Source organism: Streptomyces sp. NPDC012825 (assembly GCF_042900925.1).
Lineage (GTDB): Bacteria > Actinomycetota > Actinomycetes > Streptomycetales > Streptomycetaceae > Streptomyces.
This window is the reverse complement of record NZ_JBIBBZ010000001.1, coordinates 1045667-1070705: the sequence shown is the minus strand read 5'-3', so window position 1 is coordinate 1070705 and position 25039 is coordinate 1045667. Positions and strand designations below refer to the sequence as shown.

General features: G+C 71.8%; 24 protein-coding genes. 11 read left to right on the top strand and 13 right to left on the bottom strand.

Annotated features, from left to right (window positions below):
- Positions 1–9: 9 nt before the first annotated feature.
- From ACFY7E_RS05150 to ACFY7E_RS05140, 3 genes are read right to left on the bottom strand one after another with little or no spacing between them, the layout of a single operon-like run.
- Complete coding sequence (locus ACFY7E_RS05150; RefSeq protein ID WP_389480856.1) at positions 10–669, bottom strand: toll/interleukin-1 receptor domain-containing protein; 660 nt, start codon at positions 667–669, stop codon at positions 10–12.
- On the bottom strand, positions 666–1115 hold the full coding sequence (locus ACFY7E_RS05145) for a toll/interleukin-1 receptor domain-containing protein (RefSeq protein WP_389480854.1): 450 nt from the start codon (positions 1113–1115) through the stop codon (positions 666–668). Before ACFY7E_RS05145 ends, ACFY7E_RS05150 begins: the two co-directional genes overlap by 4 nt.
- Positions 1112–2305, bottom strand: a complete 1194-nt coding sequence (locus ACFY7E_RS05140) for a PQQ-binding-like beta-propeller repeat protein (protein ID WP_389480851.1) — start codon at positions 2303–2305, stop codon at positions 1112–1114. The genes ACFY7E_RS05145 and ACFY7E_RS05140 overlap by 4 nt, the downstream gene beginning before the upstream one ends.
- Before the next feature lie 378 nt (positions 2306–2683).
- Between ACFY7E_RS05140 and ACFY7E_RS05135 the strand changes: the two genes are divergently transcribed.
- The gene (locus ACFY7E_RS05135; protein WP_389480849.1) at positions 2684–3574 is read left to right on the top strand and encodes a DUF4231 domain-containing protein; all 891 of its coding nucleotides are present in this window, start codon (positions 2684–2686) and stop codon (positions 3572–3574) included.
- 81 nt (positions 3575–3655) lie between these two features.
- Here ACFY7E_RS05135 and ACFY7E_RS05130 read toward each other — a convergent pair whose 3' ends face one another.
- The 5 genes from ACFY7E_RS05130 to ACFY7E_RS05110 all read right to left on the bottom strand — a co-directional run bounded on the left by ACFY7E_RS05130 (position 3656) and on the right by ACFY7E_RS05110 (position 8448).
- Entirely contained in the window at positions 3656–3871 is a 216-nt protein-coding gene (locus ACFY7E_RS05130; RefSeq protein WP_351895805.1) for an EF-hand domain-containing protein, read from the bottom strand.
- A 415-nt stretch (positions 3872–4286) separates the two neighbouring features.
- On the bottom strand, positions 4287–4793 hold the full coding sequence (locus tag ACFY7E_RS05125) for an ATP-binding protein (protein ID WP_383444857.1): 507 nt from the start codon (positions 4791–4793) through the stop codon (positions 4287–4289).
- A gap of 125 nt (positions 4794–4918) precedes the next feature.
- Positions 4919–5686 carry an enoyl-CoA hydratase/isomerase family protein gene (locus tag ACFY7E_RS05120; protein WP_389480846.1) on the bottom strand — a complete coding sequence of 256 codons (768 nt, stop codon included), beginning with the start codon at positions 5684–5686 and terminating at the stop codon, positions 4919–4921.
- A gap of 84 nt (positions 5687–5770) precedes the next feature.
- Complete coding sequence (locus tag ACFY7E_RS05115; RefSeq protein WP_389480843.1) at positions 5771–7027, bottom strand: Ig-like domain-containing protein; 1257 nt, start codon at positions 7025–7027, stop codon at positions 5771–5773.
- A gap of 203 nt (positions 7028–7230) precedes the next feature.
- On the bottom strand, positions 7231–8448 hold the full coding sequence (locus tag ACFY7E_RS05110; RefSeq protein WP_389480841.1) for an Ig-like domain-containing protein: 1218 nt from the start codon (positions 8446–8448) through the stop codon (positions 7231–7233).
- 165 nt (positions 8449–8613) lie between these two features.
- Here ACFY7E_RS05110 and glgX point away from each other — a divergent pair, with 165 nt between their 5' ends.
- Positions 8614–10815 (top strand): glycogen debranching protein GlgX, encoded by a 2202-nt coding sequence (gene glgX / locus ACFY7E_RS05105; protein WP_389480839.1) that lies wholly within the window; start codon positions 8614–8616, stop codon positions 10813–10815.
- Positions 10816–10917: 102 nt separating this feature from the next.
- Here the strand turns inward: glgX and ACFY7E_RS05100 are convergent, their stop codons facing one another.
- Positions 10918–11739 carry a hypothetical protein gene (locus tag ACFY7E_RS05100; protein ID WP_389480837.1) on the bottom strand — a complete coding sequence of 274 codons (822 nt, stop codon included), beginning with the start codon at positions 11737–11739 and terminating at the stop codon, positions 10918–10920.
- Between the two features lie 218 nt (positions 11740–11957).
- Between ACFY7E_RS05100 and ACFY7E_RS05095 the strand changes: the two genes are divergently transcribed.
- The 7 genes from ACFY7E_RS05095 (at position 11958) to ACFY7E_RS05065 (ending at position 21715) form a co-directional block, all read left to right on the top strand.
- The gene (locus ACFY7E_RS05095; protein WP_389480834.1) at positions 11958–13745 is read left to right on the top strand and encodes an ABC transporter ATP-binding protein; all 1788 of its coding nucleotides are present in this window, start codon (positions 11958–11960) and stop codon (positions 13743–13745) included.
- Positions 13742–15580 (top strand): ABC transporter ATP-binding protein, encoded by a 1839-nt coding sequence (locus ACFY7E_RS05090; protein ID WP_389480832.1) that lies wholly within the window; start codon positions 13742–13744, stop codon positions 15578–15580. The genes ACFY7E_RS05095 and ACFY7E_RS05090 overlap by 4 nt, the downstream gene beginning before the upstream one ends.
- A gap of 477 nt (positions 15581–16057) precedes the next feature.
- Complete coding sequence (locus tag ACFY7E_RS05085) at positions 16058–18085, top strand: M4 family metallopeptidase (RefSeq protein ID WP_389480830.1); 2028 nt, start codon at positions 16058–16060, stop codon at positions 18083–18085.
- Between the two features lie 101 nt (positions 18086–18186).
- Entirely contained in the window at positions 18187–18843 is a 657-nt protein-coding gene (locus ACFY7E_RS05080) for a response regulator (protein WP_389480828.1), read from the top strand.
- Positions 18836–20386 (top strand): sensor histidine kinase, encoded by a 1551-nt coding sequence (locus ACFY7E_RS05075; RefSeq protein ID WP_389480825.1) that lies wholly within the window; start codon positions 18836–18838, stop codon positions 20384–20386. Before ACFY7E_RS05080 ends, ACFY7E_RS05075 begins: the two co-directional genes overlap by 8 nt.
- A 164-nt stretch (positions 20387–20550) precedes the next feature.
- Positions 20551–21129 (top strand): DUF4352 domain-containing protein, encoded by a 579-nt coding sequence (locus ACFY7E_RS05070; RefSeq protein ID WP_389480823.1) that lies wholly within the window; start codon positions 20551–20553, stop codon positions 21127–21129.
- Between the two features lie 139 nt (positions 21130–21268).
- Complete coding sequence (locus ACFY7E_RS05065; protein ID WP_389480822.1) at positions 21269–21715, top strand: hypothetical protein; 447 nt, start codon at positions 21269–21271, stop codon at positions 21713–21715.
- A 170-nt stretch (positions 21716–21885) separates the two neighbouring features.
- Here the strand turns inward: ACFY7E_RS05065 and ACFY7E_RS05060 are convergent, their stop codons facing one another.
- From ACFY7E_RS05060 to ACFY7E_RS05045, 4 genes are all read right to left on the bottom strand, one after another.
- The gene (locus ACFY7E_RS05060) at positions 21886–22137 is read right to left on the bottom strand and encodes a hypothetical protein (RefSeq protein ID WP_389480820.1); all 252 of its coding nucleotides are present in this window, start codon (positions 22135–22137) and stop codon (positions 21886–21888) included.
- A gap of 172 nt (positions 22138–22309) precedes the next feature.
- A complete protein-coding gene (locus tag ACFY7E_RS05055; RefSeq protein ID WP_389480819.1) occupies positions 22310–22564 on the bottom strand; it encodes a hypothetical protein in 255 nt (84 codons plus the stop codon).
- Between the two features lie 13 nt (positions 22565–22577).
- Positions 22578–23162, bottom strand: coding sequence for a GNAT family N-acetyltransferase (locus tag ACFY7E_RS05050; RefSeq protein ID WP_389480817.1), 585 nt, complete (start codon positions 23160–23162; stop codon positions 22578–22580).
- Complete coding sequence (locus ACFY7E_RS05045) at positions 23159–24136, bottom strand: hypothetical protein (protein WP_389480814.1); 978 nt, start codon at positions 24134–24136, stop codon at positions 23159–23161. The genes ACFY7E_RS05050 and ACFY7E_RS05045 overlap by 4 nt, the downstream gene beginning before the upstream one ends.
- A 252-nt stretch (positions 24137–24388) precedes the next feature.
- On the opposite strand from ACFY7E_RS05045, the gene ACFY7E_RS05040 reads away from it, so the two are divergent.
- Positions 24389–24808, top strand: a complete 420-nt coding sequence (locus ACFY7E_RS05040; protein ID WP_389480812.1) for an ATP-binding protein — start codon at positions 24389–24391, stop codon at positions 24806–24808.
- Positions 24805–24993, top strand: a complete 189-nt coding sequence (locus ACFY7E_RS05035) for a hypothetical protein (protein ID WP_389480810.1) — start codon at positions 24805–24807, stop codon at positions 24991–24993. Before ACFY7E_RS05040 ends, ACFY7E_RS05035 begins: the two co-directional genes overlap by 4 nt.
- The last annotated feature ends 46 nt before the right edge of the window (positions 24994–25039 follow it).

Here is a 25039-nt window from a genome sequence, read left to right as displayed (position 1 = left end):
CGCCCCGGGTCAGAAGCGGCGTGCGAACCACCGTTTGAGAGTGGCGACGGTGAACACGAGCATCACGAGCGCGATGACGGCCCGCTTCAGGTCCCCGCTCCCTCCGTCGCCGTTGTAGGCGGCGGCGCCGTACAGGAACCCCAGGGTGTCCAGCACCAGCAGGCCCAGGAGGAACTTCGTGTCGCCGCGCATGCCGGCCGGGGTGGCGCGGCGGGGAAAGCGCGGCGCCCCGCGCCCGGGGAACCCCGGGCGCTGCGAGGGCTTGAGGCGCGTGTGGGTGACGGCCCGTTTGAGTACGGCAGCGGCGCGCGCCTCGGGCAGACCGTGCAGGACCACAGGGGTGAGGTTGCCCAACAGGGCTCCGGTCGACGTCGGCTCGACCTCCACGGGAAGCACGGTGAGCCCTTCGCCGGACGGGTCGTCGCGAGCGAAGGACGACCACTCCGCGCCGCCGCGCGAAGAGAAGTGGTAGGAGGTCGAGACGACGGCGATCAGGCGTTTCGCCGCTCGCAGGTCCCGGTCACGGGCCAGGACGCTGTTGTCTCCGGGGGTCTCATGGTCCCAGGCACCCAGCCGGACCGTGTATCCCTCGTTCTCGAGCTGCCAGCCGATCCATTCGGCCCACGTGAGGTCCTCGTCGGCGTAGGAGATGAAGAAGTCGACGGTCATCCGGCACCCGGGAAGGGGGCGGGAGGGCGGGGACGGGAGCGGGCGGGGCGCAAGCCGTCGAGGAGCCTGCCGCGGGCGGTGTCCTCGTCCAGGCCGACCAGCGAGATCCTCGTCCGGGGGCCGAGGAGTCCCTCGACCTCCGTGGGCTTCACCATCACGGGGACGATCAGGCGACGGGAGCCGTCCGGATCCTTGCGGAACACGGTGGTCCATTCGGCTTTCGTCATCCCGGACTCCAGGAAGGCGGGAGTGAGGATCAGGATGATCCGCCGGGCGCTGCGCAGGGCGTCGTCCATGTCCGTGACGAAGTTCCCGCCGGCGGTGAAGTCCAGTAGCTGGACGACCGTGCGGTAGCCGGCGCCTTCGAGGACGTCGTTCGTCCACGCGGCCCAGTTCTTGTCGGCACCGGTGTAGCTGATGAAGTAGTCGGTTGTCTCAAAGGTCATGGGATCGCGATCCTGTACTGGTACGTGGCGGTGGTGTCCTGCTGTTCCTCGTCGGTGTACCTCAGCACTCCGGGGAGGACGTCCGGACATTCGGTGTCCTGGGCGTCGAAGCGCACCTGCCGCTTGGACGTCGCGTCGAGAACGGCCAGTTGATCGTTGGCCCGGAGGTAGACGCGACCATCCGCGATCCCGCAGAAGTCGTCCGACCCGTCGATCTTCCACCGCAGCTTTCCGGACGCCGTGTCGACGGCCGCGAGCGCGCCGAGCGAGCCTCCACCGTTGTCGTGAACGATGGCGGTCCCCGTGGCCGGGTCCAGGTCCATGGTGACCCAGTCGTCGTGTCCGGTGTCCGAATGCCGCAGGGACCAGACGGGCTTCCCCGAGGGGAGGGAGTACCCCCTCATGGCGTTCTCCCCCTGGGCGTCCTCGCTGTCGAGGGCGATCAGGATCCCTCGGTGGGCGGTGGTCTTCCCGAGGTCCTCGCTGTCCGCCGTGACCGGCTCGGCGACGGTTCCGAGCTTCCTGCCGGTGGCGGGCGCCTGGATGTCCACGGAGACCGCGCCGGTGTCGGAGGAACTCCCGCGGGGCAGGCCGAGCCAGCGGTCCAGGACGACCGTCTCTTCCGGAACCTGTCGCGTGACACCGTCGGCGAGCCGGACGAGGTAGGTCTTCAGACCCGGAGAGAGGAGGGCGTGAGTCCCGTCGGAGGTGGCGGACAGGGTGAGCTCCGTGGTGGTCGCGCCCTCGCAGCTGCTCCCCCACTGCGTGCTGTCCCTCTCCACGTCCTTCTTCCACAGCAAGGATCCGGTCACCGCGTCGTGGGCGCGCAGAGAGAGGGTGCCCCGTGCGGGATGGATCCCCTCGGCCGGCCGCGCCACGACGCTCGTGGAGACGATGAGCGAGTGTCCCCCCCGTTCCTGCGGAACGAGCGTGAGCGCACACGCGTTCTTCCACTGGTCGGACGTCTCCAGAGCGAGCGTGTTCGTCTTCCGTCCGCTGCGCAGGTCGAACAGATCCAGCCGATGGCCGCCTCCCGCCGGGGAGTCGAAGACCGCCAGCGTACGGCCGTCCGACACGAGGTGCGGCGGGAAATCGAAGGGGTAGGTCGCCAGCTCCTGGCCAGACGTCGCCGTGGGCTCCGGCGACACGGGCGCCGCCGGTGCCGGGGAGGTGGCGCCGGCCCGGGGCACCGTTCGCGCCGTACCTCCGGCCGGGCGGTCCCCGCTTCCCCGGTCGTCACCGACCGGGCCGCCGCACGCCGTCATCACCCATGCCGTGCCGACGGCACCCGCGACCAGACGCGAACGTAATGGAAAACGACTCACACGGTCTCCCCGAAGCGACGAACGTGCAGTGCAGTCTGCCCCTCCCGGGCCCGTCTGTCAGGCGATGGGGCGAGACTGGTGCGCGGAGCGGCTCCGCCGGAGCTTTCCCGCCGCTCGGCCCGGGCGCCGTTCTCGGGCCGGGGCCCACCCGCGCCCCGTACGCCGTGGAAGGCGCGCCCGCGAGAGACGGCGTCCGGCGCCGAAGGAGTGACGCGAAAGGTGAGGAGCCGTCAGAATCTCATCGTGACGACGACGCAGGAGAACGCGACCATACGAAAGGTCTGGGACCAGCAGAGCATCTGGTCCCAGAGCGCGAACCGGCTCAAGGCATCGGTCGAGACCGCACGTTCGAGGGCCCTGGTCCTGGTGGTCGCGGCGGCCGTACTGGGAGCCGCATCCGCGCAGGTTATGGACTGGAACCCCCGGCTGGGCGCGGTACTGGCCTTCGTCGCCGCCCTCGCCGCCGGCCTTTCCCCCCTGCTGGCCCACCGGGGTGGTCCCGGCCCCATGAGCGACTGGATTCGCACGCGGGCCGTGTCCGAGGCGCTCAAGGGCGAGGTCTACGCCTGCCTCGCCGGCGTGGGCCCCTACGCGGAAAGGGCGAGCGGCGCGGTACTGCTGGCGGAACGCGCCCACAGCTTCCGCGTGGACGCCACCGATCTCGTGCGGCACACCGACGGGATCTCCGCCGAGGTGCGCCCTCTGCCGCCCGTGGTCGACCTGGACACCTACGTCGACCGACGCCTGCGCCGTCAGATCGACTCGTACTACCGTCCCAGAGCCGCGTGGATGCGGAGCAGGGTGGAGTTCTTCGCGAAGACGGAACTCGTCTTCGGCGCCGCGGGCGCCCTGGTGGCCGCGGCGGCCGGGGCCTTCGCGATCGGCGGTCTCGCGGCCTGGACCGGTGTGATCGCTTCCGTCTCCATCGCGGTGACCGCGCATGCGACAGCGCGGCGGTACACCTACCAGCACCTGGAGTTCCTGCGTACCGCCGAGGAACTGGAGCGGCTTCTCGACCGGCGGACGGCAGACCCCTCGCGCCCCGGCGAAAGCGCGGAGTCCTTCGTCTCGAAGTGCGAGCACGTCATCTCCATCCAGAACGAGGCCTGGATGATCCGCTGGAGCGTGGGCTGAGAGAAGCACGGCTTGCGGAAGACGACGCCGCGCCCCGGACGGGCGGCGACCACGGTCGCGCGGCCCGTCCGGGCGGGCGGGTCAGGCCTTGCTGAGGTGCGACCAGAACTCGTCCCACGACAGCCGGCCGTCGCCGTTGTCGTCGCGCTGCTTGATGAGCGCCTCGGCGACCGTCTCGGTGACGTGGAAGTCGCCCAGCTGCGCCATCACGCTCTTGTACTCCGCGGCGGTGATGAAGCCGTCCCCGTCCACGTCGTACCGGTTGAATGCCGTGCGTGCCGACTCGATGTCCGCCACTGTTTCCGCCCCTTCATGGTGCCTGTCTGACGGGGGTCAGATTAGCCGCCCCGGCCCGGTGGGCCGACGGGGGCCGCCGACCGGGACGCCCGCGGCCCTTCGTCAGCCGTCCGACATGCGGACGACCCCAGGAAACAAACAGCGAATCGCATAGTCATTCACTGTTTACAAGGCGGGTGCCACATGTCACCAACGATTCACAGTTAAAGTGTTCAGGTTCGCCCGGTTTGATCCCGGTAAGGGTTTTTGGCGATGGGGGTGCTCGTCTGTCATAGTCGTCGACACGACCTCCATTGACCCGGGCCAGGTCGACACAGCGGCCGTGGATACACCCCCCCGTCCACGGCGCATCACACGGAAGCCCCCAGCTCGCCCCACCACGGCGCACGGGGGCTTCCGTGCGTCCGGGGCGGGGTCAGGGGCGGTCCGCGACCCGCATCTCGAACCAGGTCGTCTTGCCGCGCGGGGCCAGGTCCACGCCCCACCGGTCCGCCAGCTTGTCGACCAGGAAGAGCCCCCGGCCGCTCGTGTCCAGCTCGTGCACCGGCAGCAGACAGGGCAGCCCGCGCGAGGGGTCGCGCACCTCGACCCGGATCGAGCCCCGGCGCCGCTGCAACCGCAGCGCGAAGACCCGGGCGCCGGTGTGCCGGACGGCGTTCCCCACCAGCTCCGAGACCAGGAGGACCGCGTGCTCGGCGAGCTGCGGCCCCAGCCCCCACTGGCGCATCACGACGTGCTGCGTGAGCCGGCGGGCCACCCACGCGGACTCGGGGCGGGACGGCAGCCGCACGTCGTCCTCGGCCGGATTGCCGTACAACTCCACTGCCTCGGCGGCCTGTTCGTCGTCCGCGGCCAGTGACCACCGCGCCGCGGCGGCGCTCGCGCGCTGCCGTGGTTGTTCCCTACCCTCCAGGCCCGCCATGCCCCCCATCATGGCCGGACGGGGCGGCCCGCGGGGGCCGTTCCGCCGGAATCGGCCCCCCACGGGCCCCGGGCAGGCGCCTTACGGACACCTGGCCGACGTCCGCCGTACCCCTTTCGGTCAGCTCAGCCGAATTTCGCCTTCCCCGGGCCCTCCTCGGCGAAGCTGCGCATCCCGCGCTCGCGGTCCTCGGTGGCGAACAGGGCGGCGAACCAGGTGCGCTCGACGGCCAGACCGGTGTCGATGTCGGTCTCCAGGCCCTGGTCGATCGCCTCCTTCGCGGCCCGCAGGGCGACGGCGGGACCCTGCGCCAGCTTCGCGGCCCACGCATGCGCCTGCTCGTACACCTCGGCGGCCGGGACGACCCGGTCGACCAGGCCGAGGGACAGGGCCTCGTCCGCCTTCACCATCCGGCCGGTGAAGATGAGGTCCTTGGCCTTGGAGGGGCCGACGAGGCGGGAGAGGCGCTGGGTGCCGCCCGCGCCCGGGATCAGGCCGAGCAGGATCTCCGGCTGGCCGAGCCTGGCGTTGTCGGCGGCGATCCGGAAGTCGGCGCAGAGCGCCAGCTCGCAGCCGCCGCCGAGGGCATAGCCGGTGACGGCGGCGACGACCGGCTTGGGGATGCGGGCGACGGCGGTGAAGGCGTCCTGGAGGGCGCGCGAGCGCTTGACCATGGCCACGTGGTCCATGACCTGCATCTCCTTGATGTCCGCGCCGGCCGCGAACACCTTCTCGCCGCCGTAGAGGACCACGGCCCGCACGTCGTCGCGGTCGGTCGCCTCCTGGGCGAGCTCGCGCAGCCGGTCCTGGGTGGCGACGTCCAGGGCGTTCATCGGGGGGCGGTCGAGGCGGATCGTGCCGACGCCTTCGGCGACTTCGAGGTTCACAGTCATGGGAGAAGGTTAGGGGCCGTCAACGACGACGGGCCCGGTGCTGTTGCTCACAGCACCGGGCCCCGCCGAAAAGCTCCGGAACGCCTAGGCGATCCACTCCGACCACGGCATGTTCCAGCCGTTGAGGCCGTTGTCCGGCTTGATCTGCTTGTCCTTGGAGTTCTTCACGACGACCACGTCACCGATGATCGAGCTGTCGTAGAACCAGGCCGCCGGGGTCGAGGCGTCCCCCGCGCCCCGGGCGTCCTGGAGGCCGACGCAGCCGTGGCTGACGTTCTCCGAGCCGAAGGTGCTCTTCGGGGCCCAGTAGTTGCCGTGCACGAAGGTGCCCGAGGTGGACAGGCGCATCGCGTGCGGCACGTCCTTGATGTCGTACTCGCCGCCGAAGCCGACCGTGGCGCCGTTCATCCGGGTCACCTCGTACTTCTCGCTGATGACCATCTGACCGTTGTACGTGGTCGTGGACGGCGCGCCCGCGGTGATCGGCAGCGTCTTGACGATCTTCCCGTCGCGCTCGACCTTCATGGTCTTCGCCTCGGCGTCGACGGTGGAGACCTGACGGCGGCCGATGGTGAAGCCGACGGTCTTCTTCTGCTTGCCGTACACACCGGGGCGGCCCTCGACGCCGTCCAGGTTCAGATGGACCGTCACCTTGGTGCCGGCGGCCCAGTACTGCTCGGGGCGGAAGTCCAGGCGGTCGTTGCCGAACCAGTGGGCCTCGATCGGGACGGACGGCACGGCCGTCACCTCGATGGCCTTCTCGACGGCCTCGGGGTCGGTGATGCCCCGGGTGAAGTTGATGGAGACCGGCATGCCGACGCCGACGGTCGAGCCGTCCTCCGGCGTGTAGTGGCCGATGAAGGTGTTCTTCGGGACCAGGGTGGTGAAGGTGGTGTCCTTCGCCGACTCACGGCCCTCGGCGTCCTTGGCGACGGCGTGGACCTTGTACTGGGTGCCCCCGGCCAGGTGGGCGGTGGGCTGCCAGCTGGCGCCGTCCTTCGCGATCTCGCCCTCGACCGCGGTGCCCTTGGAGTCGGCGACCGTGACCGTGGTCAGCCTGCCCTCCTGGGCGGTCACCTTGAGGGCGCCGCTGGTGGCGACCGAGTCGGCGCCGTCCTTCGGAAGGATCGTCACGACGGCCCGGGAGGCCGCGTTCTCCTGCCTGCCGGCGTTCTGGGCCTCCGGGCCCTTCGCTCCGCCGGTGGCCTCCCCGCCGCCGCCGCAGGCGGTGAGCACCAGGAGCAGCGCCCCCGCCGCCAGGGCCTGGAGCCGGACGCCCCCGCGTCGCCGGCCCCGCCCCGTGGTCCCTACCGACGCCCCCGATATCGGCTGCCCGTTCACTGTGGTCTTCTCCCCTCGCACGGCCCGGCACCGCCGCGGCCCCACCCCCGCGCGCATCCACTCGCGCACACGGCGCTAGATAATCACACCGCAGGACACGAAAGATCCTCGCGCATGTCACCGTTCCGTCCCGATCGACGTGCTATGACGACCGAAGCGGCGGGAGGGGCGGGGGACGACGGGGGTGACGGGGAAGGGCGGGGTCAGCGGAGCGCGGAACCGGTCTTCCAGCTCTTCCAGTCCGTGTTCCAGCCGCCGAGACCGTTGTCGGGAGCGACCTTCCGGTCGCGGGAGTTGACCACCTCCACCACGTCGCCGATCAGGGTCCGGTCGAAGAACCAGCCTGCGGGCGACCGCTCGCTGCCGCCCTTCTCGTCCCGGAGCCCCACGCAGCCGTGGCTGACGTTGGCGGTGCCGAAGGTCTCGGGCGGGGCCCAGTAGTTGCCGTGCAGGAAGGTCCCGGACTCGGTGAGCCGCATCGCGTGCGGCACGTCCTTGATGTCGTACTCGCCGCCGAAGCCGACCGTGGCGCCGTTCATCCGCGTCACGTCGTACAGCTCGGTGACGACCATCTTCCCGTTGTACGTGGTGGTCTTCGGCGCTCCCGCCGTGATCGGCAGGGTGGCCAGGACCTCGCCGTCCCTGCGGACCTCCATGGTGTGAGCGGCGGCGTCCACGACGGAGACCTGGGAGCGGCCGACGGTGAAGCCGATCCTCTTGCGCTGGACGCCGTACACGCCGGGCGCCCCCTCGACGTCCCGCAGGCCGATGTCGACGGTGACCCGGGTGCCGGCGGCCCAGTACCGCTCGGGGCGGAAGTCGAGCCGCTCCCCGCCGAACCAGTGGCCGACGACCTCGACCGGCGGGTCGGAGGTGATCCGGACGGCGCGCTCGACCGCGGCCCGGTTCTCGACGGGCCGGCTGAAGGTGAAGGAGACGATCATGCCGGTGCCGACCGTGGAGCGGTTCTCCGGCTTGAAGTATCCGATGAAGCGGGACTCGGGCACCACGGTGCTGAAGGTGGTGTGGCGGGCCGAGCGCCGCCCGTGCGCGTCGAGGGCGACGGCGTCCACGCTGTACTTGGCGGCCGGCGCGAGCCGGTGGCCGGCCGGGGGCCGCCAGCGCAGCCCGTCGGCGGAGATCTCCCCGGCGACCTCGGTCCGCCGGCCGTCCTCGATCCGGGCGACGGTCACCCGTTCGAGCCGCCCGCCGTCCACCCCCACCTCGACCGCCTGCCCGGTCGGGACCGCGCGGCTGCCGTCCTCCGGGGTGACCCGGATGACGTCACCGGGGGCCCGTGCCTTGCCCGGCAGGGAGAGGTCGATGCCCCTGCCGCCGTCCGTTCCGGTGCAGCCCGCGAGGCCCGCCACCAGTCCCGCCACCGCGAGGGCGTGCGCCGCCCGTCTCCATACAGATCTCACGCCCGGCCCAACGACGGCCACCCTCCAGGGGAAACGTGCGTGCGGGTCATGTTGGGAGCACGGCCGTACGGGAAGAACAGGAGGAGAAACCGCGCCCGGGGACCGGCGGCAGGGACGCCGCCGGTCCCCGGGCGCGGGCCCGACGGAGCCGCGGGAGGCCGGACGGTGGCGAGCGCAGCCGAGCAGGAGGCGGTACAGCAGCATGCCCTGGAGCGGGCGGGACCGCCCGTGTGGCCGGGGGCGCCGACGCCCCTCGGCGCCCGCTGCCGGGTCGGACCCGGCGGGGTCGCGGGCACCAACTTCGCCCTGTGGGCGGGCGGGGCGGAGGCCGTCGAACTGTGCCTGTTCGACGGGGACGGGAGGGAGCGGCGGCTGCCGCTGACCGAGCTGACCCACGAGATCTGGCACGGCTTCGTGCCCGGGATCGGCCCGGGGCAGCGGTACGGCTACCGGGTGCACGGCCGCTGGGACCCGTGGACGGGCGCCCGGTGGAACCCGGCGAAGCTGCTCCTCGACCCGTACGCGCGGGCCGTGGACGGCGAGTTCTCCCTTCCGCCCGAGGTGTACGGGCACGTGCGGGACTGGCCGCAGCAGCACGTGGCGGACACCGTCCGCGACGAGCGGGACTCCGCCCCGCACGTCCCGAAGGGGGTCGTCGTCCACGACGACGACGACTGGTCCGACGACCGCCGGCCCAAGACGCCCTGGCAGGACTCGGTCATCTACGAGGTGCACGTCAAGGGCTTCACCCGGCTGCACCCGGGCATCCCGGAGCACCTGCGCGGCACGTACGCGGGCCTCGCGCACCCGGCGGCCGTCGACCACCTCGTACGGCTCGGGGTGACGGCGGTGGAGCTGCTGCCGGTGCACCAGTTCGCGCACGAGGACCACCTGCTGCGGCGGGGCCTGCGCAACTACTGGGGGTACAACTCCGTCGGCTACTTCGCGCCGCACGCCGGCTATTCCTCCTCGGGGACGGCCGGCCAGCAGGTCGGCGAGTTCAAGGGGATGGTGCGGGCACTGCACGCGGCCGGGATCGAGGTCATCCTCGACGTGGTCTACAACCACACGGCGGAGGCGGGCGAGCTGGGCCCGACGCTCTCCCTGAAGGGCATCGACAACCGGGGCTACTACCGGCTCCAGTCCGACGCCCGCCGGTACGCCGACTACACGGGCTGCGGCAACACCCTGCACGTGGTGCAGCCGCAGGTGCTGCGGCTCATCACCGACAGCCTGCGCTACTGGGTGACCGAGATGGGGGTGGACGGCTTCCGCTTCGACCTGGCGGCGGCCCTCGCCCGCTCCTTCCACGACGTCGACATGCTCTCCCCCTTCCTCGCGGTCATCGCCCAGGACCCGGTCCTGCGCCGGGTGAAGCTGATCGCGGAGCCCTGGGACGTGGGCAACGGCGGCTACCAGGTGGGGGCCTTCCCGCCGCTGTGGACCGAGTGGAACGACCGCTACCGGGACGCGGTGCGGGACTTCTGGCGCGGGGCGCTGCCGGACGTGCGGGACCTCGGCTACCGCCTTTCCGGCTCCAGCGACCTGTACGCCTGGGGCGGGCGCCGGCCGTACGCCTCGGTCAACTTCGTCACCGCCCACGACGGCTTCACCCTGCGGGACCTCGTCACGTACGAGCGGAAGCACAACGAGGCCAACGGCGAGGGCAACCGGGACGGCACCCACGACAACCGCTCCTGGAACTGCGGCGCGGAGGGCGAGACCGACGACCCGGAGATCGGGGCGCTGCGGCTGCGCCAGCAGCGCAACCTGCTCACCACCCTGCTCCTGTCGACCGGGGTGCCGATGCTGGTCTCCGGCGACGAGATGGGCCGCACCCAGGGCGGCAACAACAACGCGTACTGCCAGGACAACGAGATCGGCTGGCTCGACTGGTCGCTGCCGGAGGACCCGGGCCGGGCCCAGCTCCTCGCCCTGTCCCGGCGGCTGCTCGCGCTGCGCCACCGGCATCCGGTGCTGCGCCGCCGGGCCTTCTTCTCCGGCCGGCCGCAGCGCGCGGACGGGCTGCGGGACCTGGCCTGGTTCACGGCCGAGGGGGCGGAGATGACGGAGGGCGACTGGTACGCGCGGACGGGCACGCTCGGCCTCTACCTGTCGGGCCGGGACATCCCGGGCCGGGACGCCCGGGGCGAGCGGATCACCGACGACAGCTTCCTCGCCGTCCTGCACGCCGACCACCGCCCGCTGGACTTCCGGCTGCCGGGCCCGCCCTGGGCGGAGACGTACGAACTGGTCGTGGACACCGCCCGCGAGGACCAGTCCGCGCCACCGGGCACGGTCCACCGGGGCGGGGAGACGCTCGCGGTGGGGGCCCGGTCGGTGGTGCTGCTGCGGGTGTCGAAGTAGGGGAACGCGAAGTGGGGGGAACGCGAAGGGGATCCGGCCGCTCAGGGGCGGCCCGGGATCCCCCGGTCGTGTCCGGGGGCGACGGCGGACGCCCGGTACGGCTCAGTCCCGGCCGGCGAGCGTCGTTTCGAGCCGGGTCACGTACCGGGCCTCGGCCTCCCTGCGCACGGCGGCGAAGCGGCGGTCGACGAGGAGGACCGGCAGCAGCCAGAGGTAGCCCCACGGGCTGAAGGCCCCGGCGATCCCCGCCTGCCGGAGCAGTTGGTTGGTGACCAGGGCGAGGCAGCCGGAGAGCACCCAGATCGCCCCGCGGTGACGCCCGAGGAAGCGCACCGGCGCGTTCCGGGGGCCCGCGAGCGCCTCGGCGGTCGCGGCCCGCACGGCCGCCGCGCGGTCGGTGGGGTCGGCGGCCTCGGCGGCGCGGACGGCGGCGGCGCCGTCGGCGAGGTCGTCGGCGAGGGCCCGGGCCTGCTCCTGCGTCCGCCCGGCGGCGAGCCTCCCCTCGACGGCGGCCGTCCGCAGGTCCTCCCAGTAGCCCCGGCGGGCCCAGCGCTCGGCGGCGGCGAGCCGGTCGGCCTCGGCGGAGTCGGGGGCCAGTTCCTTCAGGCGCCGGGAGAGGGCGACGGCGCGGCCGGCGCGGCCGGGGTGCTCGAACCCGTCGGCGCGCAGGCACAGCTCGGCGTAGCCGGCGAGGAGCCCGAGGTGGTCGCGGTCGAGGGCGAGACCGGCGCGGAAGGCCTCCTCGGCGAGGTCGTCGTGGTCGTCCTCGTCCTCGGCGGCGTGCCCGAGGGCGAGCCAGCAGTAGAGGTCGGCCTGCGGGCCGAGGGCTTCGAGCCCCTCCTGCGCGGCCCGGCGCACGGCCGCGTTGCCGCCCGCCAGGAAGAGCTGTTCGCAGCGGGTCTCATAGGTGTCGAGCGTGGTCATGCGGTCCCCTCCGTGCACACCCCGGTGCGGGGCCGGGCAAGTCTCCGGCCTGCGGCTTCGTCCGGTCAAGGCGGTTCCGGGAAACGGTCCGGAGGCGCGGCCGGAAGCGGTCCGGAGCGAAGCCCGAGACGCGGCCGGAAGCGGTCCGGAGCGAAGCCCGGGGCGCGGCCGGAAAACCGGGTGGGCGGTGTCAGTGGCGAACCGTAAGGTCGGACCTGATGCCCGAGAACCCCGTACCCCCAGCAAGCGCCCCCGACCGGTCGGCGGTGCGCGTCCTGCTCCGTCTGTGGCCGTACGTACGGCCCGTGCGGGGGCGGCTGTTCACGGCCGCCCTCGTCGCGGTCGTCGCCTCCTGTCTGTCGCTCGTCATCCCCCTCGTCCTGAAGTGGCTGGTGGACGGGCCCGTCGCGGACCGGGACCCCGGGGGCGTGTGGCTCGGGGCGCTGTACCTGCTGCTGCTCGGGATCACGGAGGCGGTGCTCTTCGGCTTCCGGCGCTGGCTGGTGGCGCGGCCGCTCGCCGGGGTGGAGGCGCGGATGCGGTCGGACCTGTACGGCAGGCTCCAGCGGCTGCCGATCGCCTTCCACGACCGGTGGGCGTCGGGTCAGCTCCTGTCGCGCGGGACGACCGATCTGATGCTGGTGCGGATGTTCCTCGCCTTCCCGCTGACCTTCCTCCTGGTCAACGGCGTGACGATCCTCGCCGGATACGTGCTGCTGCTCTCCCAGGACTGGTCCCTCGGCCTGGTGCTGCTGACCCCGGTGCTGCCGCTCGTGGTCGTCTGCTCGCTCTTCGAGGGCCGGTACGGCCGGGTGGCGCGCCGGGCCCAGGACCAGGTGGGCGATCTGACGACGGTCGTGGAGGAGAGCGTCCTCGGCATCCGGATCGTCAAGGGCTTCGGCCGGCACCGCAGCCAGGCGCGGGCCTTCCGCGAGCTCTCCGAGCGGCTGCGGGGCACGGAGCTGGTCAAGGCCCGGCTGCTCGCCGCGATCTGGGCGGTCATCACCGTCGTACCGGAACTGGCCATCGGGGCGGCGCTCGTCCTCGGCACGGTGCGGGTCGCGGACGGGGACCTGTCGGCGGGCACGCTCGTCGCGTTCCTGTCGACGGCGCTCGCGCTGCGCTGGCCGGTGGAGTCGATCGGCTTCCTCCTGGCGATGAGCCAGGAGGCGGCGACGGCGACGGAGCGGTACTTCGAGGTGATGGACGCCGAGGAGGAACCGGACACGGCCGCCCCCCGGGCCCCGCGGGCCGCCGGCCCGGACGGGGTCCGCTTCGAGAACGTCACCTTCCGCTACCCGGACGCCCCGGAGGACGCCCCGCCGGTCCTGGACGGCGTCGACCTGCACATCCGCCCCGGCGAGACGCTGGCCCTGGTCGGCGGCACGGGCTCCGGGAAGACGACGCTCACCGCCCTCGTACCGCGCCTGCACGAGACGACGGGCGGCCGGATCCTCCTGGACGGCGAGGACGTCGCGCTGATGGAGCGGCGGCGGCTGCGCTCCCTGGTGTCGGTGGCCTTCGAGGAACCCACCCTGTTCTCCGCCTCCGTCGGCGAGAACGTCCTGATGGGAGCCGGGGAGGGGGCCGGCGGGCCGGAGCTGCGGCGCGCCCTCGCCGTGGCCCAGGCGGACGGCTTCGTGGACCGGCTGCCCGAGGCCGCCGCGACCCGGGTCGGCGAGCAGGGCCTGAGCCTGTCGGGCGGCCAGCGGCAGCGGCTCGCCCTGGCCCGCGCGGTGGTCGGCCGCCCCCGCTTCCTGGTCCTGGACGACCCCCTCTCGGCTCTCGACGTGCACACGGAGGCGCGGGTGGAGGCGGCCCTGCGGGAGGTGCTGCGGGAGACGACGGCCCTGGTGGTGGCGCACCGTCCGTCGACGGTGATGCTGGCCGACCGGGTCGCGCTGCTGTCCGGGGGCCGGATCGCGGCCGTGGGCACCCACCAGGAACTGCTGCGGAGCAGCGAGGAGTACGCCTGGCTGATGTCGGGCGAGAAGGAACGGCGATGACGGACACCACGCTCACGAAGCCGCCCGTCCCCGCACCGGACGAGCCGGACCCCTTCGACCGCGACGACCTGCCCGCTCCCCCGGGGGCGACGGGCGCCCTGCTGCGCTCCCTCCTGTCCGCGCACCGCGCGCGGGTCGCGGTCGCCGCGCTCGTCCTCCTGGTCAAGGAGGCCGCGGTCCAGGCGGGCCCGCTGCTCGTCGCGTACGCCATCGACCGCGGCGTTCCGGCCTTCCGGGCGGGCGACCACGGCCCGGTGGTCGCCGTGGGCCTCGGCTACCTCCTCTGCGCGGCCCTCTCGGGCCTCCTCCAGTACGCCTTCGTCCGGGGAGCGGCCCGGATCAACCAGGACGTCCTGCTCGACCTGCGCGGCCGGATCTTCCGCCACGCGCAGCTGCTCAGCGTCGACTTCCACGAGCGCTACACCTCGGGCCGGCTGATCTCCCGCTCCACCACGGACGTGGAGTCGCTGCGCGAACTGCTCTCGGAGGGCCTCCAGGAGCTGATCGGCGTCGTCCTCTCCTTCGTCTCGATCACCCTCGTCCTGCTCTGGCTGGACCCGGGCGTCGGCGCGGTGGCCACGGCGTCCTTCCTCCCCCTCTGCCTCCTGGTGCGGCTCTACCGCCGCCGCGCGGGCCGGGTGTACGGCGAGCGGTCCACCGCGATCGCGGGCGTGATCGTGAAGTTCGCGGAGACGATGAACGGCATCCGGCCGGTCAGGGCGTTCCGCCGGGAAGAGGCCAACGACACGGAGTTCGACGCCCTCAACCACCGTCACGAACGGAGCAACGGCGACGCGCTCCTGGAGATGGCCCGCTACGTGGTCGGTTCGCGCCTCGTCGCGAACACGGCGGTGGCCGGAATGTGCCTCTGGGGCGCGTACCGAGTGGCGGAGGGCTCGCTGGAACTGGGCGTCCTGGCGGCGGCGGTGCTCTACATGCGGCGCCTGTACGACCCGATCGACCGGCTGGGCATGTTCCTCAACTCGTACGAGTCGGCGGCGGCGTCCCTCGCCAAGATCGCGGGCCTCCTGGCCCAGGAGCCGGGCGTCCCGGAGACGACGACGCCCCTCGAACTCCCCCGCCGCGCCGGCGCTCCCGGCCGCGAGGTGGTCTTCGACGGCGTGGGGTTCGCGTACCGCACGGGGGGCGAGGTCCTGCCCGCCTTCGACCTGAGGATCCCGGCCGGCCAGACGGTGGCCGTGGTGGGGGCGACGGGCGCGGGGAAGTCGACCCTGGCGAAACTGCTGGCGCGCTTCTACGACCCGACGGAGGGCCGGGTCCTCCTGGACGGCGTGGACCTCCGCGATCTCACCACCCCCGATCTCCGCCGCGGAGTCGTCATGGTCACCCAGGAGGCGTTCCTCTTCTCGGGCACGGTGGCGGAGAACATCGCGATCGGCCGCCCGGACGCGACCCGCGCCGAGATCGAGGAGGCGGCGAAGGCCATCGGGGCCCACGACTTCGTCGCGGCTCTCCCGGACGGCTACGACACGGACGTGCGCAAGCGGGGCGGCCGCATCTCGGCGGGCCAGCGCCAGCTGGTCGCCTTCGCCCGCGCCCTCCTCGCGGACCCGGCGGTCCTGATCCTGGACGAGGCGACGAGCTCGCTCGACGTCCCCGGTGAACGGGCGGTCCAGCGGGCCATGGACACGGTCCTGAAGGGCCGTACGGCGCTGGTCGTCGCCCACCGCCTGTCGACGGTCGAGGTGGCGGACCGGGTCCTGGTGATGGAGTCGGGCCGGATCGTCGAGGACGGCCCTCCGTCCGCCCTGGTGACGGGAGACGGCCACTACGCGGGCCTGCACCGGGCGTGGCGGGACAGCCTGGCGGGCTGAGAAGGACAGCGCACGGGGGTGGGGGCCGTGGGGGGTCGCGTCCGGGACGTCGAGCGCGATACGGGGCGCACGAGAACCGGTCACTCCGCCGGGACCCGTGTGCGCCGTAAATCCTGCGGTCCCGCACGCGGCGCCCGGGACGGCCCTCCGCCCCCGAAAAACCGGAGTACGCCCCACCGCCCAACCCCCACGGGCAAAAACGCACTCCTGGCCGAACAACGCCCCACACCGCCCCCGCACCCCGCGAAACGTCCGCTTAACGAACGCGCCCGTACCAGCAGCGGACGATTTCTGGCCAACTTCCAGCCGCACTCCTGACAGGTCCCCGTCATCCCTGTCACTCTCTCCCCGGCTCTCCGAACGAAAGTTCACGGCGCCATCCGTACGAGTTCCACCGAACGTGCTCAACCGCTCTCCTTGCTCTGCCCGACGGACTCACCCAAGCCCGCCGGTACCCCCCTCGCAAAAGGAGTCCGCGTGAGATCCACGCCCAGCCGCCGCGCCACCGCGACCGGTGCCCTGATAGCCGCCGCCGCCATGATCGCCGTGGGCGTCCAGACGGGCGCCGCCACCGCGGCGGACACCCCGTTCGGCGTCGCTCCCAAGGCCCAGCAGGGCACGTCGGCGAACCCGGGCAAGCTCCCGGCCGACCTCACCCCCGCCCAGCGCACCGCGCTGATCAAGGCGGCCGACGCCGACAAGGCCGCCACGGCCAAGTCCCTCGGCCTCGGCGCCCAGGAGAAGCTGGTCGTCCGCGACGTCGTGCAGGACCGCGACGGCACGACCCACACCCGCTACGAGCGGACCTACGAGGGCCTGCCCGTGCTCGGCGGCGACCTGATCGTCGAGGAGTCGAAGGCCGGCGCCCGGCAGAGCGTCACCAAGGCGGTCCGCGCGGAGCTGAAGAACGTCGACACGGCCGCCACGGTCGCCCCGGCGGCCGCCGAGAAGCAGGCCGTCGGCCTCGCCCGGGCGGACGGCTCCGAGAAGACCGCCGCCAGCCGCGCCCCGCGCAAGGTCGTCTGGCTCGCCGGGGGCACCCCGGTCCTCGCGTACGAGACCGTCGTCGGCGGCCTCCAGCACGACGGCACCCCGAACGAGCTGCACGTCGTCACCGACGCCAAGTCGGGCGCGAAGCTCTACGAGTGGCAGGCCGTCGAGACCGGCACCGGCAACACGCAGTACAGCGGCCAGGTGACGCTCGGCACCGCGCCCTCGTACTCGCTGACGGACACGGGCCGCGGCAACCACAAGACGTACAACCTCAACGGCGGCAGCTCGGGCACGGGAACGCTGTTCACCAACAGCACCGACGTGTGGGGCAACGGCAGCCCGTCCAACAAGGAGACCGCGGGCGCCGACGCCCACTACGGCGCCGCGCTCACCTGGGACTACTACAAGAACGTGCACGGCCGCACCGGCATCCGCGGTGACGGCGTCGGCGCGTACTCCCGGGTCCACTACGGCAACGCGTACGTCAACGCCTTCTGGCAGGACTCCTGCTTCTGCATGACGTACGGCGACGGCGCGGGCAACACCAAGCCGCTGACCTCGATCGACGTGGCCGCGCACGAGATGACGCACGGCGTCACCTCCAACACCGCCGGCCTGGTCTACAGCGGCGAGTCCGGCGGCCTCAACGAGGCCACCTCGGACATCTTCGCGGCGGCCGTCGAGTTCTACGCCAACAACGCCCAGGACCAGGGCGACTACCTGGTCGGCGAGAAGATCGACATCCGCGGCAACGGCACCCCGCTGCGCTACATGGACAAGCCGAGCAAGGACGGCTCGTCCAAGGACGCCTGGTACTCGGGCATCGGCTCGATCGACGTCCACTACTCCTCGGGCCCGGCGAACCACTGGTTCTACCTGCTCTCCGAGGGCAGCGGCACCAAGACGATCAACGGCGTGAGCTACGACTCGCCGACCTCGGACGGCCTGCCCGTCACGGGCATCGGCCGGGACAAGGCGGCGCTGATCTGGTTCAAGGCGCTCACCACCAAGTTCAGCTCGAACACCAACTACGCCGCCGCCCGCACGGGCACGGTCGACGTGGCCAAGGCGCTCTACGGCGCCACCAGCCCCGAGGTGACGGCCGTCGAGAACGCCTGGGCCGCGATCAACGTCGGCGCCCGGCCCGGCGGCGGCAACCCCGGTGGCAAGGTCTTCGAGAACACCGCCGACGTGTCCATCCCGGACAACGGCGCCGCGGTCACCTCGACGGTCAACGTCACCGGCGTCACCGGCAACGCCCCGAGCAACCTCTCGGTCGGCGTGGACATCGTCCACACCTACCGCGGCGACCTCGTGGTCGACCTCGTCGCCCCCGACGGCTCGGTCTACAGCCTGAGCAACCGCTCCGGCGGCAGCGCCGACAACATCGTCCAGACCTTCACCGTCAACGCCTCCACCGAGGTCGCCAACGGTGCCTGGAAGCTCCGCGTCCAGGACAAGGCCTCGGCCGACACCGGCTACATCAACGGCTTCAAGCTGACCTTCCCGTAAGGCCGGTTCTGCAAGGCCGGCCCTGTAGGGCCGGAACCAGGTGACGGACGCCCCGGGGCAACGCCCCGGGGCGTCCGCGCGTCTCCCCCGGAGTGGAACGCGTGATCAGGGTGCTGCTGGCCGACGACGAGACGATGATCAGGGCCGGGGTGCGGGCCATCCTCGCCACCGACCCCGGGATCGAGGTGGTGGCGGAGGCGGGCGACGGGCACGAGGCCGTCGAGCTCGCCCGCGAGCACCGGCCGGACGTCGTCCTGCTCGACATCCGGATGCCCCGGCTCGACGGGCTCGCCGCCGCCGAGGAACTGCGCGGGGCCGTGCCGGGCGCGGCCGTCGTCATGCTCACCACCTTCTCCGAGGACGCCCACATCGCGCGGGCGCTCGGCTCGGGCGTCGGCGGCTTCCTGCTGAAGTCCGGGGACCCGCGCGAACTGATCGCCGGGGTACGGGCGGTGGCCGGCGGCGGCGCCGCGCTCTCCCCGGCGGTCGCCCGCCGGGTCATCGACACCCTGGGCGGCGAGCGGTTCACCCGCGCCGCCGAGGCGCGGACCCGCCTGGAGGCGCTGACCGGCCGGGAGCGGGAGGTCGTGGCCCTCCTCGGCGCCGGGCTCCCGAACCAGGAGATCGCCGACCGCATGCACGTCGCCGAGGGCACGGTCAAGGCGCACGTGAGCGCGGTCCTGGGCCGGCTCGGCCTGCGCAACCGGGTCCAGCTCGCGGTCCTGGCGCACGAGGCGGGCCTGGTCCCCGATGAGTGAGCACACCCGACGACCCATCCGACGGCACTTCCAGCGGCCCGCCCGCGAGCACGCCTTCGACGCGGCCCTCTGGCTCCTGCTCTGCGTCCCGGTCCTGTGGAGGTCGGATCCGAACGACGGCGGTTCCTGGCCCCTGGTCGCCCTGGGAGTGACGGTCCTCGGCGGCTGTGTCGCGGTGAGCCGGCGGTGGCCGCCGGTACCGCTCGCGCTGGTGGTCGCAGCGAGCCTGACCGTCACCCCGGAGCTGTTCACCCCCTCGTACGGCCCGGCCCTGGTGGCCTTCGGTTATCTCGCGGGGCGGCGGCAGGAACGGACGCGCGGGGCGCTGTGGCTGTTCGCCGCGGTCGCGGCGGCCGGACTGCTCCTGACGACGGTCACGGGCACGCCCCTGGGCCAGTGGTTCACGCTGCTGCTCGCGCTGGCCCTGGCGGTCGTGGCGCCCTGGCTGATCGGCCGTTACGTACGCCAGTACGACCGGCTGGTGCGCAGCGGATGGGAGCTGGCGGACCGGATGGAGCGGGAGCAGGCGGCCGTCGCGGACCGGGAGCGGCTGCGGGAGCGGTCCCGGATCGCGGGCGACATGCACGACTCCCTCGGCCACGACCTGGCCCTGATCGCGGTCCGCGCGGGCGTCCTGGAGGTGGATCCGGGGCTCGGCCCGGACCAGCAGCGGGCGGCGGGCGAGCTGCGGCGCGCGGCGGCGGACGCGACGGCCCGGCTGCGGGACGTCATCGGCGTGCTGCGCGAGGACGACGCGGCGGCGCCGACGACCCCGCCCGGCGAGACCGTGGAGGACCTGGTGGCCCGCGCCCGCGCGTCGGGCCTGTCCGTCACGCTCGCCACGGTCCCCGTGCCCACCCTCCCGGGGATGGCGGGCCCCGCCCTGCACCGGGTCGTGCAGGAGGGCCTGACCAACGCGGCCAAACACGCGCCGGGCGCGCCGGTCTCGGTCACGATCGCCCCGGAGCCGTACGAAGGGGCCGTACGGGTCCACGTCCTCAACGGCCCCGGAACCACGGCTCCGCCCCTCCCCTCCGGCGGCACCGGCCTCGTCGCCCTCGACGAGCGGGTCCGCCTGGCGGGCGGCACGCTGACGCACGGAACGGCGGCGGACGGCGGTTTCACTCTGGAGGCCGTCCTGCCCCGCAACCCCCCACCGTCCCCGCCCACCGCCCCCACGTCGGCACGGGAACTGGACCGGGCCCGCCGGAAGGTGCGCCGGGGCCTCGCACAGGCGATCTGGATCCCCCTGGCCCTGCTCACCGCACTCGGCCTGCTGATGAGCGGGGTCGCCCTGTGGACCCAGCACCGCTCGTACCTGGAACCGGAGGAGTACGCCCGCCTGCGCATCGGCCAGCCGTACGAGGAGGCCGCCGAGGACCTACCCGCCCGCCCCCTGGACGGCCCGCCGCACGACGCCCCCGCCGAACCGCCGGGCACGGACGAGTGCCGCTACTACCGGACGACCCTGCTCGCCGCGCTCCCGGTGTACCGGCTGTGCTTCACGTCCGGGCGCCTCGCCGACAAGGCCGAGGTGCCCTGAGCCGAAACCACCGGCCGCACGCCACCACATGCACGGGAGACGAGTCGGCCGTAGCTCCGAACTTCGAACGCCAGACCTGTCGGTCCGAAGCCGTGAAACAGTCCGGCGGTCACAAGATGATCACTCCTCTCCACTGTCTGCATACAGCCCGGCAGGCTGACTCGATGCGCAGATTCACCAGCACGCTTGCTGCCGGCCTCCTCTTCGCCCTCACCGCCTGCGGTGGCAATGAACCGGCCGCTCCGGCGGTCAGCAAGACGAGCAGCAGTCCCGAGCCCGTAGCCACGACCAGCAACCCTTCTAGTCCCACTCCGACGGACACCACGTACGAGGTCGGTGAGACCGCGAAGGTCACAACCGATGACGCCGCCTTCACCGTCGCCGCCCTCGCGTACACCCAGCCGGCCAAGGGCCCCCAGCCCCCGGACCCCGCCACCCAGGGCGGAGACGTGTGGGCCACGGTTGAGGCCAAGGTGTGCAGCGTCAGCGGTGACACATTTACCGTCTCCCAGTTCCCTTGGTCTCTCGCGTACACGGACGGCACCGTCGTCAAGGTCACCGGATCCACGGGCGGGGACCTTCCGAAGCCCGAATTCCCCATGGACCAGCCCGTCAAGAACGGGCGCTGCGTCAAGGGAAAGATCCCGTTCCCGGTCATGAACAACATCTGGCCGGAACGAGTCGTGTACGCCCCTGAGACCCTCAGCGCCAACCCTGTCGAGTGGACCGTCCCCAAGCAGTAGGGGAGATGGCGCCCGTAGCCGGTGACGCGCGCAACGGGCGCAGCCCCCGCCTCGGCAATGCCCCAGGGGGATACATCGCCGCTGCCACAAGGTGATCACAACCCCCTGCGACCTGCCTACGCCCTGACGCGCTGAACCGATGCGCAAGAACATCACCGCCGGGCTCGTAGTCACTGCAGCTCTTGTCCTCGCCTTGACCGCCTGTGGCACCACGCTCAAGCCTGAGCGTCCGGCCACTGCTCCCGTCCCGACCACGGCCGAACCCTCCCCCGGCCCTGAAACCCGCGCCAGCGCCCGTGCAGCCGCCGGCCTTCCACCTGAGCCGACTGCCACAGCCAGGCAGGCCTACCTCGACGCGTTCAACACCATCGACACCCGCATCATCAAGCCCGGCAAGGAAGACCAAGCCGTGAGCCGAGGCATCAATCAGTGTGGCTCCCTCAAGAACACCAAGGACGAGGACAAGCTCGCACAGACCTCGCTGGAGCGGTTCACCATCAGTTCCCGGCTCCCCGACATTGCCACTCCTGAGACCGGCAAGAAGATCACCCGAGCCGTGCGTACGCACCCTTGCCCCGACCTCTGATCCGCTCGATCGACTGAACCGCGGGATTTCCACCTACTGGGCGAGATCTTTGTGAACCGGGCCTGCACCCTCGTTTCGTAACGCAGGGATCGGATTCCGAACTACCACGGGCGCTGAACAAGGCTGCCCAGGAACGTTTCGACGCCGTGATCACATCAGTCACTGCATGGTCATTGCGCTGTTTCAGGATTTTTTTGCTCGAACGCGACGCGACAGCGTTCGCCCTGGTCGACAACCTGTTCCATGAACCAGCTCATGATCTCGTAGGGCACCACGCGCTCGTCAGGGCTGTAGACGCGGAAGGCCGGTTCCCGATTCGGGTTCTCGTCCGGAACGAGCGCCACCAGGCAGGCAGGACCGGGAAGGTGAGTCAGCTCTGTGCCGCAGCCGACCGACATAGACCGGGCCTCGCTCAATTCCACGGCTCAGGCGTCGTCGGGCAAGGCGTAGTGGAACAAGACGGCGTAGTGACGGCCCGCATGTTCTCTCAGCTCCCATGACATGCCGGCAGGCTGCCACAGCCGCTGCGCCGGGGCCTCGCGGGTACACCTCTCTCGCCCAGGTGCGGCCTGCCCAACGTGTGCGGGACAGTCCTCAGTCCTGCTTCTTGGACTCCAGCCACTCCACATAGTTGTGAGAGGCGCTACTGCCCTGCTTCCCGGGTGAGATCTTCATGACCGCCCGATCCCTCCCGGGGTCACCGGCGAGGTACGCCTCGGTCAGGACGTAAGGCAGACCGTCCACGTGGAAGCGGATGCTTCCGTCCGGATAGGCGCTGACGCGGATCCTTCGGCCGTCGGGCAGCGTGACGTCTTCGGTGAAGTGTGCCTCGACGGGCTGACCAGCCATGAAGGTCTCCAGGTCATACAGGCTCGATGGGTTCGGCCACCGTACCGTCGGCTCCTCTCGGTTCCAAGGGAAGTTCGGCCAGCATGACGGCGTAGACCGGGGAGTCCGGGAAGGGCTGCCGTTCGCCCACCTTGCGGAAGCCCCAGGATTCGTACAGGGCCTGTACTCGCGGGTGCTCCGTGTCGACCAGGAGGACGGCGAGGTCCTCGTCCCGGCTGTCGAGCAGTTCCCTGGTGAGCCACTCGGCGGTCCCGGTCCCTCGGTACTTCGTCCGGACCGCCAGCTCGGAGAAGGAGAAGGTGCGGTCCTTCTCCGGTGCCGGGTCGAGGTGCTCGCGCCACCACTCGCGGTGTGCGGTGGACGGGGCTCCGTAAGCGAAGCCCACCGCCTCGTCGCCGTCGTACGCGATCATGCAGGAGAAGCCGGGGTTGCCTCCCCAGTGGTCGACGAACCACGGAAAGCGCTGGTTGAACTCGAAGTCCATCGCGTCGGCGTAGGCGTCGGCGTGGATGTCGATGATCGTCTGCCGGATCTCGGCCAGATCGTCATGGGTGTAGTGCCGGACATCCAGCTCGGTGGCGCTCACGCTCGGCTTCATTCGGATCGGTATCGGTCTCCCCACTCCTGAGCGACGGTGGCATCCGGCGCGAGCGTGATCAAGTCCCGGTAGAAATCTCCGAGGAGGGAGCGCATCCGTCCGGGGATCGGATCCCCCGTCATCAGCTCGAACGCGGTCGAGGCGGTGAAGCAGGCCTGGTCGATGTCGCCCTGGTGGACCTGGGCCAGCGCGAGCCGCGCCGTGGCCAGCGCGCGGTTGCGGCGGAACTGCCGGGGGATCGAGGCAAGGGCCCGATGGGAGGCGGTCTCGGCTTCTGCGGAGTCTCCGATGCGGTCCCGGACGATGGCGGTGATGGCCCTCAGTTCGGCCGGTCCGTAGAAGGCCACCCAGCTCGGCCGGGGATCGGCCAGGGCCGCTTTGCCCAACACCTCCTGGGCGTGGCCGAGGGAGCGCAGGGCGGCTTGGCGGTCATGATTCGCGTGGCCGATGGCGGTGCGGGCGTGGGCCAGGGAGGCGAAGAGCGGGTCACGCCTGGTGATCCTCGTGGTCTGGGCCGCCATGGCGGAGTCCACGGCCTGCGTGTGCTCGCCACGCTGGTGGGCCAACGTCGCGTACGAGTTCCAGACCCGAAACTCCGCGACGGGGTCCTGGGCCATCCCGGCTAAATACAGGGCCTTCCCCAGAAGGGCGTACGCCCGATCCCCTTTGCGTGCGTCCAGGGCGCTCCAGGCCGCTGTGGCGGTGTAGTCGGCGGCCACGGAGAAGAGCCTCCGGCGGATGCGCTGGGTGGCCCCGAGCTTCTGCTTCTCCAGGGCTTCGGCGGCTCCGGCGAGCGCGGCTCTCTCCAGTCCTTCGTGGCCGCCCTTGGTGTCGTCCAGGGCCATCAGGGCGTCCAGTCCGCTGCGGAGCCGGATGACGTCGGAGGTGCCGACCTGTGGAGGGGCGCCCAAGAAGGGGGCGACGACTGCGACCGTCGTGCCGCCGGCTCCGGCCAGGAAATTCCTGCGGTCCACAGGGTCCTCCGGGGGTGTCGAAGGGCGTCTTCTCGTCGGTGGACTGAAACCCAGTTCCTCGGCGGTGCAGCCGAACACCGCCTCCAACGCTTCCCGCTGCCGGAGATGGGGCCAGCTGGTTCTTCCGGTCGGCCCGGAGCCACACTCACGGAATTTTTCCTCCTGTCAGAGACCGGCCGGTCGTTCACTGGGGCAAGGCCGTAGCCGCTCGGGGAAGGCCACGAGCGGTTCCCCCACCCCATCGAGGTCCTGATGACTGTGACTGCCACGTCTCGCCCCACAGGGCACCCCGGGTACTCCCAGACCCTTCCGCGTGAACCGCAGAGCGCGGTAGCCGCTCGCAGGCTGGTTCGTGCGGCGCTGACCGTCTGGGGCCTGGAGTCGCTGATCGACGACGCCACCCTCGTGGTGACCGAACTGGTCTCCAACGCGGTCGACCACGGTCGGCTTCCGTCGATCCGGGTGCTCGTCTCCCGACCCTCGGCGAACAGGGTCCGTGTGGGCGTGGTCGACCGCTCCAAGACCGTTCCCGTGCTGCGGACGGACTCCAACGGCGACCAGCTCCGGGGACGGGGACTGGTGCTGGTCGACGCGCTGACGGAGCAGTGGGGCACCGAGCTGTACCGCTGGGGCAAACAGGTCTGGGCCGAGTTGGAGGAGGAAACGGCGTGAAGGACGGAAAGCCCTGGGTGGGCGATCGGGTACGCGACGAGGCCACCGGCAGGAAGGCCATCGTGACCGACGTCCGGAAGGGGTCGATCTACGTCCTGCGTCCCGTCGCGGGCGGTGGCGCCTTCTGGGAAGCCGAGGACCCCGACAGGCTCACCGTGACGGAGCCGTCCGGAGGCGGGTCCTGAGAACCGTGGCGCCCCGGGAGCGAGGCACCACGGTTCAGGACACCCG